Consider the following 26,847-nt stretch of genomic DNA (forward strand, 5'->3'; position numbering starts at 1 on the left):
ATTTTTGTTTTATGTTAATCTATTTGTATCCATTCAGTTCCCGTGTTTACGATCCGTATCCGTTGATAGCCATAGTTCAAAGAAAGTGTTGCAATACCATCTATCGTTTCACCACCATTCGGGTCTATTGTAATATTATCATTGGTACCAATATATGTTCCTGAGCGCTTAATGACCAATTCAAAGCCTGTGGGATAGCTGGATACAGAGGCCAATGCTACTGTTGTGTCTGCCCCTAGGTTTACCAATACCACACTACTTTCAATAGCAGGTGTGCCAGTGCTGGTTAGGGTTTCAATTAAATGTATCGTACCCAATTTGACAGCCCCAGAAGCTTCGGTCGCGTTAAAAAAGTAACTTGTTAAGTTTTTTGTAATATGGCAGAGATAGCGGGTATTGGCTTTTAGGGTGAGTCCACTAACTTGTTCAGTGATGTCCCCCCCGTTTCTCAAGTAGGCTCCCGCAAATCCGGTAAAGTTCAGTGTACGGTCTGCAGCCGTGGTGTTGGTGATGTAGAAATTGGTTGCGTCGTTCACAAAGGTATTGGTAATACTCAAATCTCCTGTACTTTCTATGTGGATGTCGGCATTGTTGTGACTTTCTTCGGTAATGGCCAGTACGGTGGCAACGTTATGGTGAATGGTTCTGTTTCCAAGAAAGTTGTTTGAAACAACATCCCATTTCACTGTACCAGCGTTATCCGTCGTCAATACCTTATTAAAAGTCGTAGAGGGCTTTATTTTTGTGGTGGTGACGGCAGCTGCTTTGATATCTTCAGTTTGAATGGTTTCATTCAATATTTTATCAGTGGTGACGGCATCGTCAGCCAATTTCTCCTTAGTTACATTTAAATCTAGAATTTTTGTGGTGGTGACGGCATCGGCAGCCAATTTCTCCTCGGTTACATTTAAATCTAGAATTTTTGTGGTGGTGACGTTGGCGTCCAAAATCTTCGCGGTAGTGACGGCATTGTCAGCAATCTTTACCGTAGTAACAGCATTGTCAGCTAGTTTTCCTTCGGTTACATTTAAATCTGCAATTTTCGCGGTGGTAACGTTGGCGTCCAAAATCTTCGCGGTGGTAACGGCATCGTTAGCCAGTTTCCCATTGGTCACATTTAAATCTGCAATTTTTGTGGTGGTAACGTTGGCGTCTAAAATCTTCGCGGTGGTAACGGCATCGTTAGCCAATTTCCCATTGGTTACATTTAAATCTGCAATTTTTGTGGTGGTGACGTTGGCGTCCAAAATCTTCGCGGTGGTAACGGCATCGTTAGCCAGTTTCCCATTGGTCACATTTAAATCTGCAATTTTTGTGGTGGTAACGTTGGCGTCTAAAATCTTTGCGGTGGTAACGGCATCGTTAGCCAATTTCCCATTGGTTACATTTAAATCTGCAATTTTTGTGGTGGTGACGTTGGCGTCCAAAATCTTCGCGGTGGTAACGGCATCGTTAGCCAATTTCCCATTGGTCACATTTAAATCTGCAATTTTAGCGGTGGTTACATTGGCATTCGCAATCATGGTAGTAACAATCCCCAGGTCTTTCACTTTGAAGGGACTAGCAGTGGTTCCTGCTCCTTCGATAGAAGTTCCATCTGCTACGGCTCCAAAGCCAGTTTTATCCAACCATGCCACGTTTCCACTTCCGTCGGTCACCAATACTTGATTGATGGTACCTGAAGGTGCAATTTTAGCAGCAGTTACATTGGCATCTAAAATCTTCGCGGTGGTAACGGCATCGTCAGCCAATTTCCCATTGGTCACATTTAAATCTGCAATTTTTGTGGTGGTAACGTTGGCGTCTAAAATCTTCGCGGTGGTGACAGCATCGGCAGCCAATTTCTCCTTGGTTACATTTAAATCTGCAATTTTAGCGGTGGTTACATTGGCATTCGCAATCATGGTAGTAACAATCCCCAAGTCTTTTACTTTGAAAGGGCTAGCGGTGGTTCCTGCTCCTTCGATAGAAGTTCCATCTGCTACGGCTCCAAAGCCAGTTTTATCCAACCATACCACGTTTCCACTTCCGTCGGTCACCAATACTTGATTGATGGTACCTGAAGGTGCAATTTTAGCAGCAGTTACATTGGCATCTAAAATCTTCGCGGTGGTGACGGAATCGTCAGCCAATTTCTCCTTGGTTACATTTAAATCTGCAATTTTAGCGGTGGTTACATTGGCATTCGCAATCATGGTAGTAACAATCCCCAAGTCTTTTACTTTGAAAGGGCTAGCGGTGGTTCCTGCTCCTTCGATAGAAGTTCCATCTGCTACGGCTCCAAAGCCAGTTTTATCCAACCATGCCACGTTTCCACTTCCGTCGGTCACCAATACTTGATTGATGGTACCTGAAGGTGCAATTTTAGCAGCAGTTACATTGGCATCTAAAATCTTTACCGTAGTAACAGCATTGTCAGCTAGTTTTCCTTCGGTTACATTTAAATCTGCAATTTTTGTGGTGGTAACGTTGGCGTCTAAAATCTTCGCGGTGGTGACAGCATCGGCAGCCAATTTCTCCTTGGTTACATTTAAATCTGCAATTTTAGCGGTGGTTACATTGGCATTCGCAATCATGGTAGTAACAATCCCCAGGTCTTTCACTTTGAAGGGACTAGCAGTGGTTCCTGCTCCTTCGATAGAAGTTCCATCTGCTACGGCTCCAAAGCCAGTTTTATCCAACCATGCCACGTTTCCACTTCCGTCGGTCACCAATACTTGATTGATGGTACCTGAAGGTGCAATTTTAGCAGCAGTTACATTGGCATCTAAAATCTTCGCGGTGGTAACGGCATCGTCAGCCAATTTCCCATTGGTCACATTTAAATCTGCAATTTTAGCGGTGGTTACATTGGCATTCGCAATCATGGTAGTAACAATCCCCAGGTCTTTCACTTTGAACGGACTTACGCTGGTTCCTGCTCCTTCGATAGAAATCCCATCTGCTAAGGCAGCTGCGGACAGGCTGGTTTTGTCGATCCATGCCACGTTTCCACTTCCGTCGGTTACCAATACTTTTTCATTCCTGGGGAAGCAATATCTTCCGCTAGGATGGTTGCATTCAATATTTTATCTGTGGTGACGGCATCATCAGCCAATTTCCCATTGGTTACATTTAAATCTGCAATTTTAGCGGTGGTTACATTGGCATTCGCAATCATGGTAGTAACAATCCCCAGGTCTTTCACTTTGAACGGACTTACGCTGGTTCCTGCTCCTTCGATAGAAATCCCATCTGCTAAGGCAGCTGCGGACAGGCTGGTTTTGTCGATCCATGCCACGTTTCCACTTCCGTCAGTCACCAATACTTTTTCATTCCTGGGGAAGCAATATCTTCCGCTAGGATGGTTGCATTCAATATTTTATCTGTGGTGACGGCATCGTCAGCCAATTTCTCCTTGGTTACATTTAAATCTGCAATTTTTGTGGTGGTGACGTTGGCGTCCAAAATCTTCGCGGTGGTAACGGCATCGTTAGCCAATTTCCCATTGGTTACATTTAAATCTGCAATTTTTGTGGTGGTAACGTTGGCGTCTAAAATCTTCGCGGTGGTAACGGCATCAGTAGCAAGTTTCCCTTCGGTTACATTCAAATCTGCAATTTTTGTGGTGGTAACGTTGGCGTCTAAAATCTTTGCGGTGGTGACAGCATCTGCAGCAATCTTTACCGTGGTAACGGCATCAGTAGCCAGTTTCCCTTCGGTTACATTCAAATCTGCAATCATGGTAGTAACAATCCCCAGGTCTTTCACTTTGAACGGACTTACGCTGGTTCCTGCTCCTTCGATAGAAATCCCATCTGCTAAGGCAGCTGCGGACAGGCTGGTTTTGTCGATCCATGCCACGGCTCCCGTGTTGTCGGTCACCAATACTTTTTCATTCCTGGGGAAGCAATATCTTCCGCTAGGATGGTTGCATTCAATATTTTATCTGTGGTGACGGCATCGTCAACCAGTTTCCCTTCGGTTACATTCAAATCTGCAATCATGGTAGTAACAATCCCCAGGTCTTTTACTTTGAACGGACTTACGCTGGTTCCTGCTCCTTCGATAGAAATCCCATCTGCTAAGGCAGCTGCGGACAGGCTGGTTTTGTCGATCCATGCCACGGTTCCACTTCCGTCAGTCACCAATACTTTTTCATTCCTGGGGAAGCAATATCTTCAGCTAGGATGGTTGCATTTAATATTTTATCTGTGCTGACGGCATCGTCAGCCAATTTCTCCTTGGTTACATTTAAATCTGCAATTTTTGTGGTGGTGACGTTGGCGTCCAAAATCTTCGCGGTGGTGACGGCATCGGCAGCAATCTTTACCGTGGTAACGGCATCAGTAGCCAATTTCCCTTCGGTTACATTCAAATCTGCAATTTTTGTGGTGGTAACGTTGGCGTCTAAAATCTTTGCGGTGGTGACAGCATCTGCAGCAATCTTTACCGTGGTAACGGCATCAGTAGCCAGTTTCCCTTCGGTTACATTCAAATCTGCAATCATGGTAGTAACAATCCCCAGGTCTTTCACTTTGAACGGACTTACGCTGGTTCCTGCTCCTTCGATAGAAATCCCATCTGCTACGGCTCCAAAGCCAGTTTTATCCAACCATGCCACGTTTCCACTTCCGTCGGTCACCAATACTTGATTGATGGTACCTGAAGGTGCAATTTTAGCAGCAGTTACATTGGCATCTAAAATCTTCGCGGTGGTGACAGCATCTGCAGCAATCTTTACCGTGGTAACGGCATCAGTAGCCAGTTTCCCTTCGGTTACATTCAAATCTGCAATCATGGTAGTAACAATCCCCAGGTCTTTCACTTTGAACGGACTTACGCTGGTTCCTGCTCCTTCGATAGAAATCCCATCTGCTACGGCTCCAAAGCCAGTTTTATCCAACCATGCCACGTTTCCACTTCCGTCGGTCACCAATACTTGATTGATGGTACCTGAAGGTGCAATTTTAGCAGCAGTTACATTGGCATCTAAAATCTTCGCGGTGGTAACAGCATCGGCAGCAATCTTTACCGTGGTAACGGCATCAGTAGCCAGTTTCCCTTCGGTTACATTCAAATCTGCAATTTTTGTGGTGGTAACGTTGGCGTCTAAAATCTTTGCGGTGGTGACAGCATCGGCAGCAATCTTTACCGTGGTAACGGCATCAGTAGCCAGTTTCCCTTCGGTTACATTTAAATCTGCAATTTTCGCGGTGGTAACGTTGGCGTCCAAAATCTTCGCGGTGGTGACAGCATCGGCCGCCAATTTCTCCTTGGTTACATTTAAATCTGCAATTTTTGTGGTGGTAACGTTGGCGTCTAAAATCTTTGCGGTGGTGACAGCATCTGCAGCAATCTTTACCGTGGTAACGGCATCAGTAGCCAGTTTCCCTTCGGTTACATTCAAATCTGCAATCATGGTAGTAACAATCCCCAGGTCTTTCACTTTGAACGGACTTACGCTGGTTCCTGCTCCTTCGATAGAAATCCCATCTGCTACGGCTCCAAAGCCAGTTTTATCCAACCATGCCACGTTTCCACTTCCGTCGGTCACCAATACTTGATTGATGGTACCTGAAGGTGCAATTTTAGCAGCAGTTACATTGGCATCTAAAATCTTCGCGGTGGTGACAGCATCTGCAGCAATCTTTACCGTGGTAACGGCATCAGTAGCCAATTTCCCTTCGGTTACATTCAAATCTGCAATTTTTGTGGTGGTGACGTTGGCGTCCAAAATCTTCGCGGTGGTGACAGCATCGGCCGCCAATTTCTCCTTGGTTACATTTAAATCTGCAATTTTTGTGGTGGTAACGTTGGCGTCTAAAATCTTTGCGGTGGTGACGGCATCTGCAGCAATCTTTACCGTGGTAACGGCATCAGTAGCCAGTTTCCCTTCGGTTACATTCAAATCTGCAATCATGGTAGTAACAATCCCCAGGTCTTTCACTTTGAACGGACTTACGCTGGTTCCTGCTCCTTCGATAGAAATCCCATCTGCTACGGCTCCAAAGCCAGTTTTATCCAACCATGCCACGTTTCCACTTCCGTCGGTCACCAATACTTGATTGATGGTACCTGAAGGTGCAATTTTAGCAGCAGTTACATTGGCATCTAAAATCTTCGCGGTGGTGACAGCATCTGCAGCAATCTTTACCGTGGTAACGGCATCAGTAGCCAATTTCCCTTCGGTTACATTCAAATCTGCAATTTTTGTGGTGGTGACGTTGGCGTCCAAAATCTTCGCGGTGGTGACAGCATCGGCCGCCAATTTCTCCTTGGTTACATTTAAATCTGCAATTTTTGTGGTGGTAACGTTGGCGTCTAAAATCTTTGCGGTGGTGACGGCATCTGCAGCAATCTTTACCGTGGTAACGGCATCAGTAGCCAGTTTCCCTTCGGTTACATTCAAATCTGCAATCATGGTAGTAACAATCCCCAGGTCTTTCACTTTGAACGGACTTACGCTGGTTCCTGCTCCTTCGATAGAAATCCCATCTGCTACGGCTCCAAAGCCAGTTTTATCCAACCATGCCACGTTTCCACTTCCGTCGGTCACCAATACTTGATTGATGGTACCTGAAGGTGCAATTTTAGCAGCAGTTACATTGGCATCTAAAATCTTCGCGGTGGTGACAGCATCTGCAGCAATCTTTACCGTGGTAACGGCATCAGTAGCCAATTTCCCTTCGGTTACATTCAAATCTGCAATTTTTGTGGTGGTAACGTTGGCGTCTAAAATCTTTGCGGTGGTGACAGCATCTGCAGCAATCTTTACCGTGGTAACGGCATCAGTAGCCAGTTTCCCTTCGGTTACATTCAAATCTGCAATCATGGTAGTAACAATCCCCAGGTCTTTCACTTTGAACGGACTTACGCTGGTTCCTGCTCCTTCGATAGAAATCCCATCTGCTAAGGCAGCTGCGGACAGGCTGGTTTTGTCGATCCATGCAACGGCTCCCGTTCCGTCGGTTACCAATACTTTTTCATTCCTGGGGAAGCAATATCTTCCGCTAGGATGGTTGCATTCAATATTTTATCTGTGGTGACGGCATCGTCAGCCAATTTCTCCTCGGTTACATTGGCATTCGCAATCATGGTAGTAACAATCCCCAGGTCTTTCACTTTGAACGGACTTACGCTGGTTCCTGCTCCTTCGATAGAAATCCCATCTGCTAAGGCAGCTGCGGACAGGCTGGTTTTGTCGATCCATGCAACGGCTCCCGTTCCGTCGGTTACCAATACTTTTTCATTCCTGGGGAAGCAATATCTTCCGCTAGGATGGTTGCATTCAATATTTTATCTGTGGTGACGGCATCGTCAGCCAATTTCTCCTCGGTTACATTGGCATTCGCAATCATGGTAGTAACAATCCCCAGGTCTTTCACTTTGAACGGATTAGCAGTGGTTCCTGCTCCTTCGATAGAAATCCCATCAGCTAAGGCAGCTGCGGACAGGCTGGATTTGTCAATCCATGCCACGGCTCCACTTCCGTCAGTGACCAATACTTTGTCAGTCCCTCCGGTAGCAATATCGGCAGTTGTGATGGTATTGTTTGCGATTTCATCTGTGGTAACGGCATTGTCAGCAATCATGTCTACAAGAATCCCGTCATTTTTCACTTTGAAAGGATCTGCGGTGGTTCCGGAACCCTCGATCGAGTTTCCATCTGCGACGGCAGCTGCGGACAGGCTGGTTTTGTAAATCCACTCAACGGCTCCCGTTCCGTCGGTCACCAATACTTTGTCAGCCCCTCCGGAAGCAATCTTGGCGTTTGTGATTGCATTGTCCGCAATGTCGGCGGTTGAGATGGTGGCATCCACTATTTTGGTGGTCGTCACCGCATCGTTGGCAAGTTTTGCTTCGGTAATTGTTTCGTTTAAGATTTTAGTGGTGGTAATTGCATTGTCCGCAATGTCGGCGGATGTGATGGTTTCATCCAATAGTTCATCGGTGGTGATCGCGCCCGAAGCAATGTCTTCTGCTAGGATGGTTTCATCCAATATTTTAGCGGTGTCTACCGCATCGTTGGCAAGTTTTGCTGTGGTTACATTTTCATCGGCTATTTTGATTGAAGTGACTGCGTAATCTGCAAGCATGATGGTGGTAATTCCTGAATCTGGAACATGGAAAGGATTGGGAACGTAAAGAATTTTTCGCGAATCCAAAAAAGTAAAGCCCTCATTGTTTTTTATGATATTGATTTCAACATTGAGATATTTGGCCTGACCATTCCAAACAATGTCGCTAAAACGGAACCGAAGAGGGGTTCCTTCCCCAACCGTCAAGGAGACCATTCCATTGGCATCCGTGGTTACCGATTGCTCTTCAAGATATTCAAGATCCGTATCGTTAGAAATCGTAAATCGAAAGACGACTTCTTCCAATCCTAAGGGAATCTGATTGGTAGTGATGTCAGTTCCGGGAACTTCTATGGTTTCCGTATTTAAAATAACTGCTTGATAATTGAGTCCTGGTGTTTGTGCATACAAAAATGAGGCACTCAAAAGAAATAAGGAAAGAATTGTTTTATGTACGAGATTCATTGTATGGTGTATTTAAGTTGTTTAATTTGAACTGATGTTAAAAAGGACTCCAATTTGGACGGCCTTGGTTGTAAAATAATATTTTTCTCCAGGTGAAGAATCACCCGATCCATCCTTAAAGCTGGTCGACAGATTGTAGTTGGTAAAGACAGCAATGCGATCGTTTATTTCATATTCGAAGCCAAATCCTCTGTGAAAATTAGTAACCGACCGAGCAATGCTTTTGTCTTCAAAGAGATCTAGAAAGATGTCTTTATAGGTATTGCTTCCGTAGAGCAACCAATCTTTAGAAATGTGCGTATGTACTTGGAGTTTGAGTTTTTTCCAGCGAAGAAGGTTCATTCGAAATCCCACTTTCAATCCCACATAGGAGAGTTCGTAGGTTGTGGGTATTTTACTGCCTCCAGAAATGAAAGCGGTATTGATTTCGTGTTGGTGATACAAAAACCCAGCCTCAAATTTTACGCGTTCTTTGTAAATGTTCATTCGAAATCCACTTTCAAACACATATTTTTCCGGACTGGCATAGCCCGTATCGTCCAAATTAGTTTCACTTTTACTGTTTTCATAATCCTCAAAAGCAGCTCTGCTAAACCCACTACTGATATATACTTGTTGTGCCATTGCTGTACTGCTGAGTACAAAGAATAAAAACAGGAGTGTTGCGTGTAAAATCTTTTTCATGGTCATTATTGGTTTTTGAATATTTTTTCGACATACTTTTTTTCACCACTTACAAGCTGAACAATATAGGTTCCAATGCTAAAATTATTCATGGGAACCACAAAGCGCTTGGCCGCAGGATAGGTTTGATAGGTAAAGACCTTTCCATTGGTATCGTATATTTTCAAATGAATTGGGTGTTTGGTTTTTTCTGCAAAAACAACGTTGATATACTCGGAAAAGGGATTGGGAGAAATGACCACAGGAATGTTGTGATTCAATTCGGGTTGATTGGAATTTTTGATTGAATAGGTTCGAAAGTTGGATAGAAATCCTTGTTGAATTTCCATCGAATTCCCTCCGGTTGTTCCCACAATTCCACTTTGTCCAATACTTTGGAGTACCCTATTTTTTTGACCAAACACAGCCGATGAAGTGGAAGCACTTACCGCAGTGACAGTCGATTTTAAAAGGATGGGGTTGCTTACTTGTGGGTTTCCTATGACACCTTGTGAAAAAGAAAAACTACAAAAAAAAAGCGAGGTAATGAAGAGTAATTTTTTTTTTCATGCATGCAATCGTTTGGGTGCTAAAACAGCGTCATTAATTTCATTTGAAGAGGTTTGTAGATTCAATTCTTTATCAAAATAAATACTATTTTGTCGAATATTTTTACGTGAGTTAATAAGTGGTTGATATTAGGTATAAGTGGATATAATTTAAGAATAAGTGTATTTTTATGCAGACAGAATTGTTGGTTTTTTTCTGAAAAAAGGGACGTAATTTCTCCAGATCGGAGGAGCCAGTTCCTTAGTCATTTGGAACCGCTTTTTCTAAGAGCTCTATCCGCTCCAGTAAGCGCTCTAAGATTTGAATGCGTTTGAGCAAAGCTTTGTTGTTCGTTTCCAAATTTTCAATTTCAACAGCCAGTTCTTTGATGGCATTGATGCTGGTCCAGACCAATTCCGAGGCATCAAACTGTCGTTTGTCGGACAAGCCACTAGGTCCTTGGCGGTCGTCGTATTTCGTAACCGTTCCGGGCAGGACCTGTTCGATCTCTTGGGCAATGACCCCCACATAGTCTTTGGTGAGTTCGCGATATCCCGATTTTTCGGTATAGTTAAAGCGAACTGGACGCACGAGCTTGAGCTTGTTCAGCCCCTCCGTATAGTTTCGGACATTGTCTTTGACGCGTCTGTCTGAAAAAGTTGCCCAGGAACCTCCTCCCGTTTTGGAGGCATTTCCATTGACACTCAGTTTTTGATCAGGAGCCGCTGTTCCTATTCCTAGAAACCCAGCACTTGTATCAACCACCAAATCGTCGGTATTGATTGTAAAGTCTCCTGTTCCATTTGGAGCGATTTCAATATTCCCATTGGAAACGGAGATTATTTTCTTCCCATTGACATCCAAATCTCCTCCTAGCTCAGGGGTGAGGTCTAGGACTACTTCAGAAAATGGATCGACCCAGTCGGTCCCCGTTCCCGTGCTTGATAAAACCTGTCCAGCGGTTCCTGTTTCAATATTTGCATCTTCATAAACACCGGTATTGTGAATACTTCCGATACGGATCTTTCCGTTCTTATCCCAGAGGTACTCGATCACCTCCGCAACCTTGATGATCTCTTCAATCGGAGTTGTGGTAAGGTTATTTTTGGTCCTAGTAATTCTCACCAAATAGTTTCCTCCACTCGCCACCCAGGAGGGGGTGTCATCACTCAACCATGCAAGGACTCCAGAGTTTTGCATCCCATTGGTTCCATCGGTCGGTGTAAAAGGGAGCCATGTGCCCACTCCAGTTGAATATTCAAAGGTTGGAGCAATTCCTCCGCCAGAGGCAGGTGTGTCGAATAAAAATTCAATTTCTTCAAATTTTGAAGTCAAACCTACTGTTAGGGTTTCATTGTCATTGGAGAATATTCCAACGTCAGAAGCACTTGAAATAAAAGCAGCTAGCTGATCCGCTCCATTCACGAGTCCAATGCTAGGATTTGCAAATGCACCCGCCAATTGGATAAGCGGATTGATTCCTACTCCTGCATCCACTCCATACAAATTTGCGTTTCCTTCTGTTCCCAAAATTTCCAGCCCAATGATGTTTCCTCCAAGAGAGGCAGACTCATCGACATTGATCAGTATCACACTTTCGTCATCACCTTGCGTAATTGCGCCTGAGGTATACACGATGTCAAGTGCTTTGGAATCTCCAAAACCTGCTGCATTATAGTCAATTTCTTGAGCATGATCATTGTCTTGGGTGGCAGTATGGGTAAGGTTGAATCCATCGGTAACATGAAAGGAGTCCAGTGGGGCAGGGGTGTTAATCCCCACATGCCCGAGTTCATTGATGACCATTCTTTCAATTCCTGCAGTATCAAAACGAATGCTGTCATCGTCAGCGGTTTCTTCTACCTGAATACGGGTGTCGGTATCGGCATCCGTAAAACTGGTTTCGCCTCCACTCACAGCTTCGGTAGCATTAAAATAGAAGTTTCCGCCATTGTTGGTAATGTGAACCAAATAGCGGGTGTTGGCTTTTAGGGTGAGTCCGCCTGTGGCAACATCAGCGATCGTTCCACCGTTTCTTAGATGAGCGCCCGTAAATCCTGAAAAAGTGAGCGTTCGGTTTGCCGCCGTGGTATTGGTGATGTAAAAGTTGGTTGCATCGGTAACATCGGTATTGGTAATGGATACATTTCCCGTATTTTCTAGGTGAATGTCGGCATTGTTGTGGAGTGCCTCTGTAAGGGCAAGTGTAGAAATGGTGTTGTGGTAGATGGTTGAATTGCCCAGCCATGAGTTTTTTATGAGTTGCCATGTTGTTCCGTCGTACACCTTGGCAATCCTATTGTTAGGATCGGTAGTGTCAAACCAAACATCGCCTTCTAAAGGACTTGTAGGTGCCAATGCAGCTGTGGTTACTTGGCTGTTGTTGATATTGGAGATGGTTCCTTTATTGTCAATCACTCGGACTTGTTGGGCCTGCGTTTGAACACAGAGGAACCCAAACAATACGAATCCAATTATTTGTGCTTTCATAACGTGTGATTTGATATTGATCTATAGACTTTTGGTCAGTAACTTTTTTCAATAGGGCAACCCTATTTCAATTGAAATCATTCCTGGATTGAACGATGCTGGAGCTCCCTCAGAAAACATTGTATGCAATCTCAGCCGCTTTGTTTTGGGAAAAGCAGCTGAGAGGTATAGAAGTAAATGTTCTGAATAAAATACAGTCTAGTCCCCTGGACAAGGTTATTTGATATATTGTATTTCAACAACATCTCCTGCATACATTGGTAAATCTGCAGCAGAGTAGGTAATAGTTACAGTATCCGCTGTCGCTACAAAATCAGTACCGGATCGTAATTTTGCACCATTTCTATACACAAATAATTTAGCAAGTGTAGTCGTAGCTGTTAAAACAGGCAAGCCTGTAACTGTAATGGCAACATCTGCCACTGCATCCGCAACCTGTGGATATGCTTTATAAATTCCACTTATTAAATCTGTTGCCAATAACTTTTTCAACTCGCCTGTATCCTCGTCTCTAACTATTAAGGCCCAACCAGTATCCGTTGAAGTTGCCGCATCAGAACCGTCTGGTGCACTTGTTGCTGCAGATCCGGTTTCTAATTGTAATCCGTCCAAGGCAAAAACATTTGCATTTACATCAATATAGGTATCATCAGTTAACGTACCACCCAACTGCCATGTGGTAGTGGTGGCACTACCTGCTGTGGTAGAGGTAATCGAAGTGATTCCGTTGTTGGTTTGCAGGTATTTAATGGTACCCTTGTTGTCAATCAATTTGACAGAGACTCCGTCTCCTGCATCTTTCACCAAACTTGCGTCAGTAGCTGAGGTAGTTTGTGCTTGCAGGGCTGTTCCTGCGATCATTGTGAGGACTAAAAGACCTCCTTTTAAGAATTTGTTTTTCATGGTTTTTATGTATTTAATTATGGTTCAATTAATTGGGAATTTGTACAATTCGGATTTCATCTCCTGTATAGCAGATTGCTTCCGGTTCTAGTTCTATGGTTGTGGCGTCTATTTGAACAAAGCCAATTCGCGCTCCATTTCGATAGACATCAATTTTTTCTGTAGACAAAATGGGGCTTGGGGTCGCAAAGCGAAGTTGCCCATCAATAGCAGAGAAAATAACTTGTTGTCGTTGCAACAGCGATTCCAACGACCTTTTTTGGATAATGGCAGTTTCTGGGTCTATCGTAAGGATTTCATCGCTGGAAGCAGTACTTTCTTGTAAATTTTTAATGGCCAAGGTGTTGATTGCACTGGTATGAATTTCGGTAGGCGCATCTAAATCTCCCCCCAACCGTATCTGATTATTAATCATTTGTACCCCATTTGCTGCTGAAAGCGTAGCTGTACTTGTGGCAATCCAAACGGTTCCGTCAAAGACCTCTATACAACTACAAGCCTGATTCCAAACTTGATCTCCAGCAATAGCAGGATTAAATTGAACGTCTCGAACAGCAGCATTTGCCACTACAGAAAGGCCCAATTCATTTTTTGCATCATAATCATTAGAAACTGGAATCCAGTTGGTTCCGTTAAAGATTAGCAACGCTGGGTTTTGACTTTGACCATAATTGGCGACCCAAATTAAATCGCCCGCTTGATGGGAGGTTGTTATGGAGCCTACAGTACTTACCATGGCTACTTTACTAGGCCCAGGGATGTAGAGAATTTTTTGAGAATCTAAAAACGTAAACCCTTCGTTGTTTGCCAGAATATTGATTTCAACATTCAGGTATTTTAGTTCGCCATTCCAAACAATCTCGTTGAAATTGGATTGGATTGCCGTTCCTTCTCCAACGATCAACGAGACCATTCCATTGATATCGGTGGTGACTGATTGCTCCTCCATATATTCAACAATCTCATTGTTTGTAATGGAAAAACGAAAGAGGACATCTTCGAAACCGAGGGGTGTCTGATTTTCTTTCACATCCGTTCCAGGAATTTCTATGGGGGTATTGTTTAAAATAAGTGCCTGATAATTGAGCCCTGGAGTTTGTGCATACAAATAAGGAGCACTCATAAGAACTAGAAAAAAAAGTAGTTGATGCTTGATTCTCATTTTGAATTGTTTGTCGTTGGAATTTCTTGCACTAGAGTCCTACTCAGGAAAAGCCCTGCCAAATGTCTTTTACTTTTAAAAAGCTGCTGCCACACAGGTGTGTTTGCTATCACAAACAAAACAAACAGGACACTGGAGTGAAGGCTCTTATTTTTCATGGGTTTATTGGACTTTAAATATTTTTTCCACATACTTGTTTTGACCACTGACCAGACGAACGATATAGCCACCAATGCGATATTTTTTCATGGGAACTGTGATGCTCTTTGCAGATGGATAGGTTTGATGGCTAAAGACTTTTCCATTGAGATCGTAAATTTTTAAATGAATTGGATACTTGGTTTTTACTGAAAATTCAATCTGTATATAGTCTGTAAATGGATTGGGCGAAATAACGATTGGAATACTTTGGTTCCATTCGGGTTGGTCTGTGTTGTTGACTTCATAAAAGCGAATATTGGTCAGGAATCCTTGTTGAATTTCCATTGCATCAAATGTAGAAGTCGCTATGATACCGCTTTGACCAATACTTTCAAGAACCCTATTTTTTCCTCCAAAGACCACCATCGAAGTTTCTGAACCCACAGTAGAAATTGTAGATTTTAGGAGCATGGGTTTTTTCATCTCGTTGTTTTCGAAAGTACTTTGCGAAAACAGTAGAAGATTAAAAAAGAGGAGGGGAATACGGAAGAGCAATTGTTTTTTCATTCAAATAGATGCTAAATCAGTTTATAGTTCACAACAAAGAGCGTGGTAATTTTTAGTTATTTGGCAGCTAGATTAATAAGTGGCATTAATTAGGTGTAAGTGTATCAATTTTTGGTATAAGTGGTTTTGAAAGAAGACATTAGTTGCCCAAATTGGGGCATTACAACCAAATCTATTTTAAAAGATCTTGGTTTTGAAGGGCCGATGCACCTGGGTCATTCGCGAAGAGCGAAGAGGCATTCGCCAATCGCCAACAGCCAATCGATAATTGTTTATGGGTCAGTGATAATTGAACCGTTTAAACCTTTGTAGAGTTGATTAAAATGAGTAGTTTTGCAGTCGATTTTTTAAGAACTGAAGCCTAGAAAAAAATGAAGATTACTAAAGAAAACATTGATGCGTTAAACGCAGTTGTAAAGATTGAGATTGTTGCAGAAGACTATCAAGCCAAAGTAGATACCCTTTTGGAAGACTACCGTAAAAAGGCTGACGTTCCTGGATTTAGAAAAGGGCACGTTCCTTTGGGAATGATCAAAAAGCAATATGGAAAATCGATCATGATCGATGAGGTAAACAAGCTTTTACAATCCTCTTTGAATAGCTATTTAGCAGAAGAAAAATTAGACATTTTAGGAAATCCAATCCCTAGAATGCAGGAAGACTTTAATTGGGAAGCAGCTCCTTTTTCATTCGAATTTGAACTCGGTCTAGCACCAGAATTTGATGTAGATTTAAAAGCGAAGAACAAAGTAACTCAATACGAAATCATTGCAACCGATGATTTGATCGACAAAGAGATCGAGAATATCCAATTGCGTTATGGAAAAATGAATGCTATTGAGGTAGTTACCGAAGGGGCTACCATAACCGGTACCTTTGTCAATGCTGAAAAAGAAATCGAGAACAAATCTTCGGTTTCTTTAAAAGATATTCAAGGAAAAGCAAACTTAAAAAAACTGGTAGGTGCAAAAGTAGGCGATGTGATTGAATTGAAAACAAAAGGATTGTTTTCAGACGAGCACAAGTTGGAAACGGTTTTAGGAATTTCTCATGAAGCAGTTCACGGTTTAGAGATCAATGTAGCCTTTACTTTGGAGGAAATTACAGAAACCATACCTGCAGATTTAGATCAAGAATTATTTGACAAATTATTTCCTGACGGAAGCGTAACTTCTGTGACCGAAGTAAAATCGAAAATAAAAGAAGATGCAGAAAAGCAATTCAATCAACAAGGAGATCAACAATTATTGAATGCTGTAACCGCCTATTTGGTTGAAAACACCAAGTTTGATCTGCCTGCCGCATTCTTACAAAAATGGTTGGCAACAGCTGGAGAAAAGCCTTTGTCTGCTGAACAAGCAGCTGAAGAATATGCAAAATCTGAAAAAGCATTGCGTTACCAATTGATCGAAGGAAAGATCATGCAAGAAAACAATATCCGTTTAAGTCAAGCCGAATTGGTTGACTATGCAAAAGGATTTATCCGCACGCAAATGGCACAGTTTGGAAACATGAATCCAGAAGAAAAAGAATTGGACGATATTGCAACAAGAATCTTGTCCAATCAAGAAGAAGCTCAAAAATTACAAGCACAGTTAATCAGTCAGAAATTATTGACTTTTTACAAAGAGACGATGAGCTTTAAAACCAAAGAAGTTTCTTACGAGGACTTTATCAAAGCGGTTTATAAATAAGCATTCATTGACTGTTTGGATGCAGAGCTCACCGGTTATAAACATCGCTGCGTTCTCATCAATTAGTTCATAGAAATAAAAAAAACCTGAATGGATCAATTCAGGTTTTTATGCCTTATAGCGCAACAAAATATTAAGAGAATAGTTCTTATCTTTACAATCAAACATTAAAAGAATCATTAGCATGGATTACGGAAAAGAGTTCGAAAAATACGCAACAAAACATCACGGAATCAACAGTACCTACTTGGGGAAAATCACCAGTAGTTTGACTCCGTATATTATGGAAGAACGTCAGATGAACATCACCCAAATGGATGTGTTCTCACGATTAATGATGGATAGAATCATCTTTTTAGGAACAGGAATTAACGATCAAGTAGCCAATGTCATTCAGGCACAATTGTTGTTTTTGGAAAGCTTAGACGCGAATAAAGACATTTCAATTTACATCAATTCTCCAGGAGGAGGGGTTTATGCTGGTTTGGGTATTTACGATACCATGCAGTTTATCAAACCCGACATCGCTACCATTTGTACGGGTATGGCCGCTTCCATGGGAGCCGTATTGATGTGTGCAGGAGCAAAAGGGAAGCGCTCTGCTTTGCCACACTCAAGAGTGATGATTCACCAACCTTTAGGAGGTGCACAAGGACAAGCTTCAGATATTGAAATCACCACAAGAGAGATTTTGAAATTGAAACAAGAACTGTATGCAATTATTGCAAATCACTCGGGGCAAACCATCGAAAAAGTTCATCAAGATTCTGACAGAGATTATTGGATGAAAGCCGACGAAGCAAAAGCGTATGGGATGATTGATGAAGTTTTGGCCAGAAAATAAAAAGAACAAAAGCCTTTAACCGAAAGCCATTTGTGGAACGTTAAGCGCAAAAAGTCATTAAAATGTCGAAAGAAGAAAATTTAGAGTGTTCGTTTTGCGGACGAAAGAAAGCAGAAACCGACTTGTTAATTGCCGGTGTAGACGCACATATTTGTGACAAATGTATCGAGCAAGCACATGGAATTGTTGAAGAAGAAGTGTCGGACGCAAAAGATAGCGACCTCTCTAAAGATTTGTTGCTAAAAAAACCAATAGAGATCAAAGCCTTTTTAGATCAGTACATTATTGGTCAGGATGAAACCAAACGCGCCATGGCTGTTGCAGTGTACAATCACTACAAAAGATTGTTGCAAACCACAGATGATGAAGACGAGGTAGAAATTGAAAAATCAAACATCGTATTGGTGGGTGAAACGGGAACCGGAAAAACCCTAGTAGCACGAACCATTGCTAAAATGCTCAATGTTCCTTTTTCCATCGTAGATGCGACTGTACTTACTCAAGCGGGTTATGTCGGTGAAGATGTAGAAAGTATTTTGAGTAGACTCCTACAAGCCGCAGATTACGACTTGGAGAAAGCACAAAGAGGAATTGTTTTTATTGATGAAATTGATAAAATTGCAAGAAAAGGAGACAATCCATCGATCACAAGAGATGTCTCTGGAGAAGGGGTTCAACAGGCCTTATTGAAGTTATTAGAGGGAACGGTGGTCAATGTAGCACCCAAAGGAGGAAGAAAACACCCAGAGCAAAAATTTATTGAGGTTGATACCAAAGAAATTTTGTTCATTGCTGGAGGTGCTTTTTCAGGAATTGAAAGAATCATCAGCAAACGATTGAACAGACAAGCGGTTGGATTTGGTGCTTCTTTAGATGATGACAAAATTGACGAAGACAACTTATTGCAATACATCATTCCATCTGACTTGAAAGCTTTTGGATTGATTCCTGAGATCATTGGGCGTTTGCCAGTATTGAGTTATATGAATCCTTTAGATGCGGTGACTTTACGCGCCATTTTAACCGAACCCAAAAACTCAATCATCAAGCAATATTCAAAACTGTTCTCGATGGACGAGGTCGATTTTACCATTGAAGAAGCGGCGTTGGAGTATATTGTTGAAAAGGCAGTTGCCTACAAATTGGGGGCAAGAGGATTGCGTTCTTTGTGTGAAGCAATATTTACAGACGCAATGTTTGAATTGCCAAGTTCAGAAGATAAAACCTTCAATGTAACCAAAGAATATGCGGAAGCAAAACTCACAAACACCACCTTGAAAAAGTTACGAGCAGCTTCTTAATCAGAATCTAAAACAAAAGACCTCACAGATTTTACAGACTTGTGAGGTCTTTTTTGTTCCAAAAAAAATCAACTAGAAAATCAACGTTCAAATAAGTATCTTTGGGTTTCTAAAATAGCTGAATAATCAATGATTTCTAGAAGTACCATAGACCGTGTGTTCGAATCTGCAAGAGTAGAGGAGGTTATTGGTGAATTTGTTCAGCTGAAAAAAGCAGGGAGTAATTTCAAAGGTCTGAGCCCGTTTACAGATGAAAAGTCACCCTCATTTATGGTCTCTCCTGTAAAGCAAATATGGAAAGATTTTTCTACAGGAAAAGGAGGGAATGCAGTTTCATTCTTAATGGAACACGAGCATTATTCCTACCCAGAGGCCTTAAAATGGTTGGCAAGAAAATACAATATTGAGATTGAAGAAACCGAGCAATCGGACGAGCAGAAAGCCCAATTGAATGAACGAGAAAGTATGTTTTTGGTATCAAATTTTGCCAAAGACTATTTTCACGATTTGATGTTGAATACCCTAAAAGGGAAAGCCATTGGATTGTCGTATTTTAAAGAGCGGGGTTTTACCGATGAGATCATCAAAAAATTTGACTTAGGATATTGTAAAGATGAGTGGGACAATTTCACAAAAGCTGCTCTGGCAAAAGGATACGATCTTAAGTATTTGGCAGCCACAGGACTTACCATTGTCAAAGAAAACAAACAATTCGATCGATTTAAAGGAAGAGTCCTCTTTCCAATCCATTCGATGTCAGGTAGAATTTTAGGGTTTGGAGGACGTATTTTAACCAGCGATAAAAATGCTGCCAAGTACTTAAACTCTCCTGAAAGCGATATTTATCATAAGAGTAAAGTTTTATACGGAATTTATCAAGCCAAAAAAGAAATTGCCAAACAAGACAATTGTTTTTTGGTTGAAGGATATACCGATGTGATTTCCTTTCACCAATCGGGAGTTGAAAATGTAGTTGCTTCTTCAGGAACAGCATTGACTGCCGATCAAATTCGATTGATTAGTCGATTGACTAAAAACATCACCGTTCTTTTTGACGGAGATGCGGCAGGAATTCGGGCTTCCATTCGTGGTATCGACTTGATTTTGGAGCAAGGAATGAACGTCAAAGTAGTTCAGTTTCCAGATGGAGAAGATCCCGATAGCTTTGCAAAGTCGCATTCCGACAGTGAGTTAAAAACCTACTTAGAAGATGCAGCGCAAGATTTTATCAACTTTAAAGTTTCTCTTCTTTTAAAAGATTCCAAAAACGATCCGATAAAAAAAGCAGGAGTCATTCGAGATATTGTACTGAGTATTTCTAAAATCCCAGATGGGATTCAGCGAGAAGTTTATGTACAAGAATGTGCTCGAATTATGGATATTTCCGAGCGTGTTTTATTCAGTGAATTGGCACAAATGCTCAGCAAAGAATTGAACGCAAAAGCGTCGAGAACTTCTAGCCAAAGAACATTCAATCCAGCCAAAGACCCTAATCAGCCACCACCTGAATATTTCCAGCAGCAAGAACAAGCGCAAATGGGTTTGGTAAAAGGGGGTGCAATTTCTACTCAGAAAATAGATCAGTTGTCCATTTTAGAAAAAGAAATTATTCGAATTTTACTACTCTTTGGAAATGAAACGGTCGATTTTATAGAAGACGTTTCAACAATTGATGAAGAGGGGCGCGAAATTTTTTCAAAAAGAAAATATCAAAATTTAGTGAGTTCGGAAGTCTACCTACATTTACAAGACGACGAGATCGAATTTACCAATCCCATTTTTCAAGAGATCTACACGGAGATGATTCATCAATTGAATCAAGCTCAAAAATTAGAAATTGATATTTTTGTAAATCATGAAAATCCAGAAATTTCAAAGACGGTCACGTCCATTTTAATGGATGAGGAAAAACATCTGTTGAGCAATTGGCAAAGTAAAAATATTGAAGTAAAATCGGCCACAGAAGTCTTGGACAAATTAGTCATCGACGCTGTTTTCAACCTGAGACGTATTTTGATCGGAAAGAAGATTGACGAAATGTTAAAGGCGGCCACAGAAAACGACTCTACTTCTGTCGACCTAGAGTCGATTAAAGATTACACTGGGTTAAAAATGAAACTCTTTGAAAAACTAAATCGAGTGGTATAAGCAGATCTCAAAGTGGATGTTTGTTCTGAAACCTTCGTAGTTGAAATTTTGAATGGAGCAAAGAGAAGGCCTCTTGTAAGAATTAAAAAAAAACAATGGAAGCTGCTATTTAAAGCAATTCTGTAGGGATTTCACACACAGGAATTGGGCGCATCTTATGTTGATTGATACGGTTCAGTCGCGTGTAAATTTCAAAAACTTCCTGTTCTCTTCCCGTAAATTCTTCAGCAGTTTTTTGAAGGTCTTGCATTTTCATAGCCCATTCCAATTCATCGTAGGAAGCTCCAATTTGATCTTCATCGGTTCTGCTGTCTCCAAATAAACCGTCTGTCGGTTGTGCTTTTTGAATGGATTCTGGAACGCCTAAATAGGCTGCAATTTCAAAAACTTCCGATTTCATTAAGTCAGCAATCGGACTCAGGTCAACTCCTCCGTCACCATATTTGGTGTAAAACCCTACACCAAAATCTTCTACTTTATTTCCAGTTCCTGCAACCAAATATGAATGCAGTCCTGCAAAATAATAGAGCGTAGTCATTCGTAAGCGAGCTCGCGTGTTTGCCAAAGACAAGTCTACCCTTGGCGATGGAGTAACGGTTGGAACACTCTCGATAAAATTATCAAAAGCACTCGTCAAATCGACTCGAACCTTAGAAACATTTGGATAGCGTTTTTGTAATTGTGCAAGATGTTCTTCAGCTCTTGATACCTGATTTTGTGCCTGATGAATAGGCATTTCCACACATAAGGTAGGAAAACCAGTGGCTGCGCATAAAGTAGATGTCGCTGCAGAATCAATTCCGCCAGAGACCCCTACAACAAAACCTTGTACGCCCGCTTTTTCGGCGTAGGTTTGTAACCAATTTACAATATGTTCTGTTACCTTTTGAGCATTCATACACAAACTATTTTAGTACTTTTGTCGTTTCTATTCTTGAACAGCAAGATACACATATTATGAATTTTTTTTTAAGGATTTTTATTATTTCTCTCATTTTTTTATCCTGTACTCAGGATCCAAAAAATACAGTTGATGTTTCGGAAGTAGCAGTCCAATTCGAACTTGAAAGGTTTGATCAAGCTTTTTACAGTGCTTCTAAAAAAACGTTAGGGACTTTGAAAGCAACGTTCCCCTTCTTGTTTCCCTTGGGAGTCACGGATAGTGTTTGGTTGTCAAAAATAAAAGATACAGAGGAGCAAGAACTGTTTGCAGAAACCCAAAAAGTGTATCCCGACTTTAGGGAGGTAGAAGAGCAGCTGGTTTCCTTGTTCAAACATGTCCGATATTATCATCCGAGATTTAAGTCGCCAAAAGTGATTACCCTATTGTCGAATTTAGATTATGAAAATAGAGTCGTTTATGCAGACAGTTTGTTGTTGATCTCTTTAGACGCATACCTCGGAAAAACCCATCCGTTTTATGACGATTATCCAAAGTATATCAAAGAAAATAACACCAAAGAGCATCTTATCGTGGATGTTGCAAATGCAATTATTGATGCACAATTCCCACCTTCTCGCGAACGAAGCTTTTCTTCAAAAATCATTGCAGAAGGAAAAAAAATGTACTTTTTAGAGCGGTACCTCCCAAGGGTTTCCGACAAAGAAAAAATGGGGTATGCTATGGAGAAATTTTTATGGGCACAACAACAGGAAGAAAGTGTTTGGAAATTTTTTATCGAAAAAGAATTGCTTTACAGCACCGATTCCGAGTTGAACAAACGATTTATTGAGAATGCTCCTTTTTCAAAATTTTATACTACTGTAGACAATCAGTCTCCAGGCAAAATAGGCGTTTATATGGGTTGGAAAATTGTCCAATCTTTCATGAAACATAATGACGTATCTTTGCAAAAACTAATACAAATAGACGCACAAAGTCTATTGGAAAATTCTAGATACAAACCCAAAAAGTAATGGCAGTAAAACATACATCGGATATCAAGTTTACAATTGGCTTAGATGAAAACAGAGTACCAGAAGAAATTTCATGGACTGCAAAAGAAGGAGGAATCAATGCAATGGCCTCTAAGGCAATTATGCTCTCTGTATGGGATCATCACGATAAAGATACTTTGCGTATGGACTTGTGGACCAAAGACATGCCTGTAGATGAAATGAAACAGTTCTTTCACCAGAGTTTAGTTTCGATGGCAGAGACTTTTGAAAAAGCCACTAATGACGAAAAAATGAGCGCTACCATGCGTGATTTTTGTGAGTATTTTGCGGAGAAATTAGAACTCAAAAAGAAGTAATTCTTTGAAAACAGAATGATAAAGAGGAAACTGCAGTTGCCTCTTTTTTTTTTTGGATCTATTTTTAAAGGAGTTGTTTAATGACTACTGATCTGACGGATGATCTCTGTGTAATCACTTTTGTTGTCTACGAAATCCAATTCAGAGACATCAATGGTCAAAATGGTTAAATCTTGCTCGGTTTTGATAAAGTTTGAATAACCATCCTGAATACTTTTTAGATATTCTTTTTCAATATTTTGTTCGTATTCTCGACCTCTTTTTTGAATGTTTTCCAGCAATCGATCCGTGTTTTGATACAAATAGACATACAAATCGGGCTTTGTGATTTCTTTATACATCAGGTCAAACATCTTACGATACAGCAAATATTCATCTTTGGACAAGGTTACCTGTGCGAAAATCAATGATTTGAAAATATAATAATCGGAAACGATGAAGTTTTTAAACAAGTCAAACTGTGCCAAGTCATCGCTTAATTGTTGATATCGATCGGCTAAAAAGCTCATTTCTAAAGGAAAGGCATAGCGCTCTTTGTCTTCGTAAAATTTTGGCAAAAAAGGATTGTCTGCAAAGCGTTCTAAAACCACTTTTGCATTGAATTCATCCGACATCATTTTTGCCAAAGAGGTTTTTCCAGCACCAATATTTCCTTCAATAGCAATGTAATTGTATTTTTCAGACAATGGTATGGGACGCACTAATTCTTCTGCAATGCGCTCTATTTGTAAAGGATCTTCACAATGTTGCAAACAATGTTCGATTTTCATTTTTTCAATAGGATGCAGTAGGGTTGGAGCAATATCATTCAAAGGAACCAAGACAAACTTCCGAGACAGCATTTTTGGGTGTGGAACAGTCAAGGTTTTTGAGAAAATGATTTCATCATCAAATAATAAGAGATCAAGGTCGATGATTCTATTTTGATATTCGGGTTGGTCGTTTCGAACCCGGCCAATTTTTTTTTCAATTGCTAAAAGAGAATTCAGCAGTTTTTCGGGTGCTTGATAGGTGGAAATTTGAATACACGTATTGTAAAAATCGTCACCGTCAAAACCCCAAGAGGGTGTTTTGTATACAGGAGCTATTTTTAGGATGGCACCCACTTCGTTTGCAATCAAATCAATGGTCTTTTGCAGGTTGTCAAGTTTATCTCCTTGATTCGTCCCCATAGAGACATATATGATGCGTTGAATTTTCAGAAAAATAGATTTTAAAAAACCTCACGAGTTTTAAAGCAAGTGAGGTCTTTATTGCTTTTAGCAAAGAAACGAAAAAGCATAAAAAAATCGCCAACAAATGTTGGCGATTTTTAAGAGCTATAGCAAAAGAGCTTATTCTTCTTTTCTAGGTTCTCTTGGTTTTCTGTCGTCACGTCCGCGATTATCTCTGCTTCTGTTATCACGTCCTCCACTTCTATTGTCGTCTCTTGGTGGTCTTGCCACAAAACCTTCTGGTTTTGGCAATAAAGCCTTACGAGAAACTTTTTCTTTACGAGTTCTTGGGTCTAAACCAAAGTACTTCACATCAAAAACATCTCCCATCTTTACAACGTCAGAAACATTTTCTGTACGTTCCCAAGCCAATTCACTAACATGTAATAAAACTTCATTTTATGGTGCATCCATATATTCTACAACGGCACCAAAATCTAACATTTTAATTACTTTTACCTCGTATGCACTTCCAACGGTTGGTTTGAATAGCATAGACTCAATACGAGTTATTACTTTTTCGATTCCTGCTGGATCTGTTCCTAAGATCTCAATAATTCCTTCTTCAGTAACTGCATCTTCTGTAATAACAATTGTCGTTCCAGTCTCTTTTTGCAATTCTTGAATGTGCTTTCCTCCGGGTCCAATAAAGGCACCAATTAAGTCATTCGGAATTCTTTTGTTAATCATTTTTGGAGCATGCGCTTTTACGTCCTGGTTAGGAGTCGTAATCGTGTCTGTTAATTTCTCTAAAATGTGTAAACGACCGTCTCTTGCTTGTTTTAGTGCATTCACTAAAATTTCGTATCCAAGTCCTTTTACTTTAATATCCATTTGACAAGCTGTAATTCCTTCTGAAGTCCCTGTTACTTTAAAGTCCATATCTCCTAAGTGATCTTCATCTCCTAAAATATCAGACAATACTGCATAACGATCTCCGTCAGAAATTAATCCCATGGCAATTCCCGAAACAGGTCTTATCATTTGAACCCCAGCGTCCATCAATGCCATTGTACCTGCACAAACTGTTGCCATTGAAGAAGAACCATTCGATTCTAATACTTCAGATACAACACGCACTGTATACGGGCAATCTGCTGGAATCATTCCTTTTAATCCACGCTGTGCCAAGTTTCCGTGACCAACTTCTCTACGAGAGGTTCCTCTTAACGGTCTTGCTTCACCTGTACAAAAAGGAGGGAAGTTATAATGTAAATAGAAGTTTTCTTCACCTTCATATGAGGGCATGTCTATTTTATTTGCATCTCTTGAAGTTCCAAGAGTTACCGTTGCCAATGCTTGAGTTTCTCCACGGGTAAAGATAGAAGAACCATGTACTGAGGGTAAGTAATCTACTTCACACCAAATAGGTCTAATGTCTGTCGTTTTACGACCGTCCAAACGCAATCCTTCAGTTAAAGTCAATTCACGAATGGCTGATTTTTGAGATTTGTTGAAATACTTTCCAACCAAATCACCATACGTTTCAATTCTTCTTCTGTTAATGAAGCGATTAATGCTTCTTTTATTTCTGAAAAAGCAGCAGTACGCTCTTCTTTTGAAGTTCCTTTTTTAGCGATGGCATAACATTTGTCATAGGTAAAGTCATTTACTTTTTCCGCAAAGGCTTCATCTTCTCTTTCACCTTCATATTCTCTGGTTGCTTTTTTCCCAAAAGCTTCGGCCAAACGAACCTGAGCTGCACACTGAACTTTGATTGCTTCATGTGCAAATTTGATAGCATCAGCCATTTCTTCTTCAGAAATTTCATCCATTTCACCTTCCACCATCATCACAGAATCTGCAGAGGCTCCAATCATCATATCGATGTCAGATTCTGCCAATTGTGCTCTGTTCGGGTTGATCACAAATTCTCCATTGACTCTTGCTACACGTGCTTCAGAAATTGGACATTCAAAAGGAAAATCACTCAATTGAATCGCTGCGGATGCTGCTAAACCTGCTAGTGCATCTGGCATCACTTCTTCATCATGAGACATTAGCTGAATCATTACTTGAACTTCTGCATGGTAATCTTTTGGAAATAATGGACGCAATACACGGTCTACTAAACGCATGGTCAATACTTCTCCATCACTTGGTCTTGCTTCTCTTTTGAAGAAACCTCCAGGGTACCTTCCTGAAGCAGCAAATTTTTCTCTGTAGTCTACCGTTAAAGGCAAGAAATCTACAGGACTTTGTTTGTAATTAGATACAACTGTACATAATAACATTGCTTTTCCCATTTGAACAACAACTGAACCGTGAGCTTGTTTTGCTAATTTACCGGTTTCTAATGAGATGGTTCTTCCATCTCCAAGGTCTATAACCTCTCTAAATACTTTTGGAATCATAAATTTTAATTCTAATGTTTAACTACTGTGTGTTGTT

The 26,847-nt window shown here is 40.9% G+C and carries 21 protein-coding genes and 1 pseudogene; 6 read left to right on the plus strand and 16 right to left on the minus strand.

Going from position 1 to position 26,847, the window contains the following annotated elements; genetic code table 11:
• Nucleotides 1–14 precede the first annotated feature (14 nt).
• The 13 genes from RRF69_RS06485 to RRF69_RS06545 all read right to left on the minus strand — a co-directional run bounded on the left by RRF69_RS06485 (nucleotide 15) and on the right by RRF69_RS06545 (nucleotide 14,916).
• The gene (locus tag RRF69_RS06485) at nucleotides 15–3,011 is read right to left on the minus strand and encodes a hypothetical protein (RefSeq protein WP_316939032.1); all 2,997 of its coding nucleotides are present in this window, start codon (nucleotides 3,009–3,011) and stop codon (nucleotides 15–17) included.
• Nucleotides 3,005–3,301 carry a hypothetical protein gene (locus RRF69_RS06490; RefSeq protein WP_316939033.1) on the minus strand — a complete coding sequence of 99 codons (297 nt, stop codon included), beginning with the start codon at nucleotides 3,299–3,301 and terminating at the stop codon, nucleotides 3,005–3,007. Before RRF69_RS06490 ends, RRF69_RS06485 begins: the two co-directional genes overlap by 7 nt.
• A complete protein-coding gene (locus RRF69_RS06495) occupies nucleotides 3,298–3,864 on the minus strand; it encodes a hypothetical protein (RefSeq protein ID WP_316939034.1) in 567 nt (188 codons plus the stop codon). The genes RRF69_RS06490 and RRF69_RS06495 overlap by 4 nt, the downstream gene beginning before the upstream one ends.
• Nucleotides 3,861–4,127, minus strand: a complete 267-nt coding sequence (locus RRF69_RS06500) for a hypothetical protein (RefSeq protein WP_316939035.1) — start codon at nucleotides 4,125–4,127, stop codon at nucleotides 3,861–3,863. Before RRF69_RS06500 ends, RRF69_RS06495 begins: the two co-directional genes overlap by 4 nt.
• Nucleotides 4,124–6,958, minus strand: coding sequence for a hypothetical protein (locus RRF69_RS06505; RefSeq protein ID WP_316939036.1), 2,835 nt, complete (start codon nucleotides 6,956–6,958; stop codon nucleotides 4,124–4,126). The genes RRF69_RS06500 and RRF69_RS06505 overlap by 4 nt, the downstream gene beginning before the upstream one ends.
• The gene (locus RRF69_RS06510) at nucleotides 6,952–7,221 is read right to left on the minus strand and encodes a hypothetical protein (RefSeq protein WP_316939037.1); all 270 of its coding nucleotides are present in this window, start codon (nucleotides 7,219–7,221) and stop codon (nucleotides 6,952–6,954) included. The genes RRF69_RS06505 and RRF69_RS06510 overlap by 7 nt, the downstream gene beginning before the upstream one ends.
• Nucleotides 7,215–8,525 (minus strand): hypothetical protein, encoded by a 1,311-nt coding sequence (locus tag RRF69_RS06515; protein WP_316939038.1) that lies wholly within the window; start codon nucleotides 8,523–8,525, stop codon nucleotides 7,215–7,217. The genes RRF69_RS06510 and RRF69_RS06515 overlap by 7 nt, the downstream gene beginning before the upstream one ends.
• A gap of 21 nt (nucleotides 8,526–8,546) precedes the next feature.
• Nucleotides 8,547–9,209, minus strand: a complete 663-nt coding sequence (locus RRF69_RS06520; RefSeq protein WP_316939039.1) for an outer membrane beta-barrel protein — start codon at nucleotides 9,207–9,209, stop codon at nucleotides 8,547–8,549.
• A 5-nt stretch (nucleotides 9,210–9,214) separates the two neighbouring features.
• On the minus strand, nucleotides 9,215–9,613 hold the full coding sequence (locus RRF69_RS06525; protein ID WP_316939040.1) for a T9SS type A sorting domain-containing protein: 399 nt from the start codon (nucleotides 9,611–9,613) through the stop codon (nucleotides 9,215–9,217).
• A 385-nt stretch (nucleotides 9,614–9,998) separates the two neighbouring features.
• Nucleotides 9,999–12,227 carry a tail fiber domain-containing protein gene (locus RRF69_RS06530; RefSeq protein WP_316939041.1) on the minus strand — a complete coding sequence of 743 codons (2,229 nt, stop codon included), beginning with the start codon at nucleotides 12,225–12,227 and terminating at the stop codon, nucleotides 9,999–10,001.
• A gap of 216 nt (nucleotides 12,228–12,443) precedes the next feature.
• The gene (locus tag RRF69_RS06535) at nucleotides 12,444–13,130 is read right to left on the minus strand and encodes a hypothetical protein (RefSeq protein ID WP_316939042.1); all 687 of its coding nucleotides are present in this window, start codon (nucleotides 13,128–13,130) and stop codon (nucleotides 12,444–12,446) included.
• A gap of 28 nt (nucleotides 13,131–13,158) precedes the next feature.
• Entirely contained in the window at nucleotides 13,159–14,292 is a 1,134-nt protein-coding gene (locus RRF69_RS06540; protein ID WP_316939043.1) for a hypothetical protein, read from the minus strand.
• Nucleotides 14,293–14,454: 162 nt separating this feature from the next.
• A complete protein-coding gene (locus RRF69_RS06545; protein ID WP_316939044.1) occupies nucleotides 14,455–14,916 on the minus strand; it encodes a T9SS type A sorting domain-containing protein in 462 nt (153 codons plus the stop codon).
• 455 nt (nucleotides 14,917–15,371) lie between these two features.
• On the opposite strand from RRF69_RS06545, the gene tig reads away from it, so the two are divergent.
• From tig to dnaG, 4 genes are all read left to right on the plus strand, one after another.
• A complete protein-coding gene (tig, locus tag RRF69_RS06550; protein WP_316939045.1) occupies nucleotides 15,372–16,694 on the plus strand; it encodes a trigger factor in 1,323 nt (440 codons plus the stop codon).
• Between the two features lie 184 nt (nucleotides 16,695–16,878).
• Nucleotides 16,879–17,538, plus strand: coding sequence for an ATP-dependent Clp endopeptidase proteolytic subunit ClpP (gene clpP / locus RRF69_RS06555; protein WP_316939046.1), 660 nt, complete (start codon nucleotides 16,879–16,881; stop codon nucleotides 17,536–17,538).
• A 62-nt stretch (nucleotides 17,539–17,600) separates the two neighbouring features.
• On the plus strand, nucleotides 17,601–18,839 hold the full coding sequence (gene clpX / locus RRF69_RS06560; protein WP_316939047.1) for an ATP-dependent Clp protease ATP-binding subunit ClpX: 1,239 nt from the start codon (nucleotides 17,601–17,603) through the stop codon (nucleotides 18,837–18,839).
• Between the two features lie 129 nt (nucleotides 18,840–18,968).
• Nucleotides 18,969–20,987, plus strand: a complete 2,019-nt coding sequence (dnaG, locus tag RRF69_RS06565) for a DNA primase (protein ID WP_316939048.1) — start codon at nucleotides 18,969–18,971, stop codon at nucleotides 20,985–20,987.
• Nucleotides 20,988–21,096: 109 nt separating this feature from the next.
• Here dnaG and nadE read toward each other — a convergent pair whose 3' ends face one another.
• Nucleotides 21,097–21,885, minus strand: a complete 789-nt coding sequence (gene nadE, locus RRF69_RS06570) for an NAD(+) synthase (RefSeq protein WP_316939049.1) — start codon at nucleotides 21,883–21,885, stop codon at nucleotides 21,097–21,099.
• Between the two features lie 59 nt (nucleotides 21,886–21,944).
• Between nadE and gldB the strand changes: the two genes are divergently transcribed.
• Nucleotides 21,945–22,904: a gliding motility lipoprotein GldB gene (gldB, locus tag RRF69_RS06575; RefSeq protein WP_316939050.1), complete on the plus strand. Its 960-nt coding sequence runs from the start codon at nucleotides 21,945–21,947 to the stop codon at nucleotides 22,902–22,904.
• Complete coding sequence (gldC, locus tag RRF69_RS06580; RefSeq protein ID WP_316939051.1) at nucleotides 22,904–23,242, plus strand: gliding motility protein GldC; 339 nt, start codon at nucleotides 22,904–22,906, stop codon at nucleotides 23,240–23,242. The genes gldB and gldC overlap by 1 nt, the downstream gene beginning before the upstream one ends.
• Before the next feature lie 77 nt (nucleotides 23,243–23,319).
• On the opposite strand, the gene folK is transcribed toward gldC, so the two are convergent.
• Nucleotides 23,320–24,444, minus strand: coding sequence for a 2-amino-4-hydroxy-6-hydroxymethyldihydropteridine diphosphokinase (gene folK, locus RRF69_RS06585; RefSeq protein ID WP_316941116.1), 1,125 nt, complete (start codon nucleotides 24,442–24,444; stop codon nucleotides 23,320–23,322).
• 132 nt (nucleotides 24,445–24,576) lie between these two features.
• Nucleotides 24,577–26,810, minus strand: a pseudogene (locus RRF69_RS06590) (polyribonucleotide nucleotidyltransferase).
• Nucleotides 26,811–26,847: the final 37 nt, after the last annotated feature.

This window comes from Polaribacter sp. HL-MS24 (genome assembly GCF_032758595.1).
Taxonomy (GTDB): domain Bacteria; phylum Bacteroidota; class Bacteroidia; order Flavobacteriales; family Flavobacteriaceae; genus Polaribacter.

Coding starts and splice junctions, on each gene's coding strand:
- RRF69_RS06515 (WP_316939038.1), bottom strand. CDS start 8,525: ATGAATCTCGTACATAAAACAATTCTTTCCTTATTTCTTTTGAGTGCC.
- RRF69_RS06520 (WP_316939039.1), bottom strand. CDS start 9,209: ATGAAAAAGATTTTACACGCAACACTCCTGTTTTTATTCTTTGTACTC.
- RRF69_RS06530 (WP_316939041.1), bottom strand. CDS start 12,227: ATGAAAGCACAAATAATTGGATTCGTATTGTTTGGGTTCCTCTGTGTT.
- RRF69_RS06535 (WP_316939042.1), bottom strand. CDS start 13,130: ATGAAAAACAAATTCTTAAAAGGAGGTCTTTTAGTCCTCACAATGATC.
- RRF69_RS06540 (WP_316939043.1), bottom strand. CDS start 14,292: ATGAGAATCAAGCATCAACTACTTTTTTTTCTAGTTCTTATGAGTGCT.
- RRF69_RS06545 (WP_316939044.1), bottom strand. CDS start 14,916: ATGAAAAAACCCATGCTCCTAAAATCTACAATTTCTACTGTGGGTTCA.
- tig (WP_316939045.1), top strand. CDS start 15,372: ATGAAGATTACTAAAGAAAACATTGATGCGTTAAACGCAGTTGTAAAG.
- clpP (WP_316939046.1), top strand. CDS start 16,879: ATGGATTACGGAAAAGAGTTCGAAAAATACGCAACAAAACATCACGGA.
- clpX (WP_316939047.1), top strand. CDS start 17,601: ATGTCGAAAGAAGAAAATTTAGAGTGTTCGTTTTGCGGACGAAAGAAA.
- dnaG (WP_316939048.1), top strand. CDS start 18,969: ATGATTTCTAGAAGTACCATAGACCGTGTGTTCGAATCTGCAAGAGTA.
- nadE (WP_316939049.1), bottom strand. CDS start 21,885: ATGAATGCTCAAAAGGTAACAGAACATATTGTAAATTGGTTACAAACC.
- gldB (WP_316939050.1), top strand. CDS start 21,945: ATGAATTTTTTTTTAAGGATTTTTATTATTTCTCTCATTTTTTTATCC.
- gldC (WP_316939051.1), top strand. CDS start 22,904: ATGGCAGTAAAACATACATCGGATATCAAGTTTACAATTGGCTTAGAT.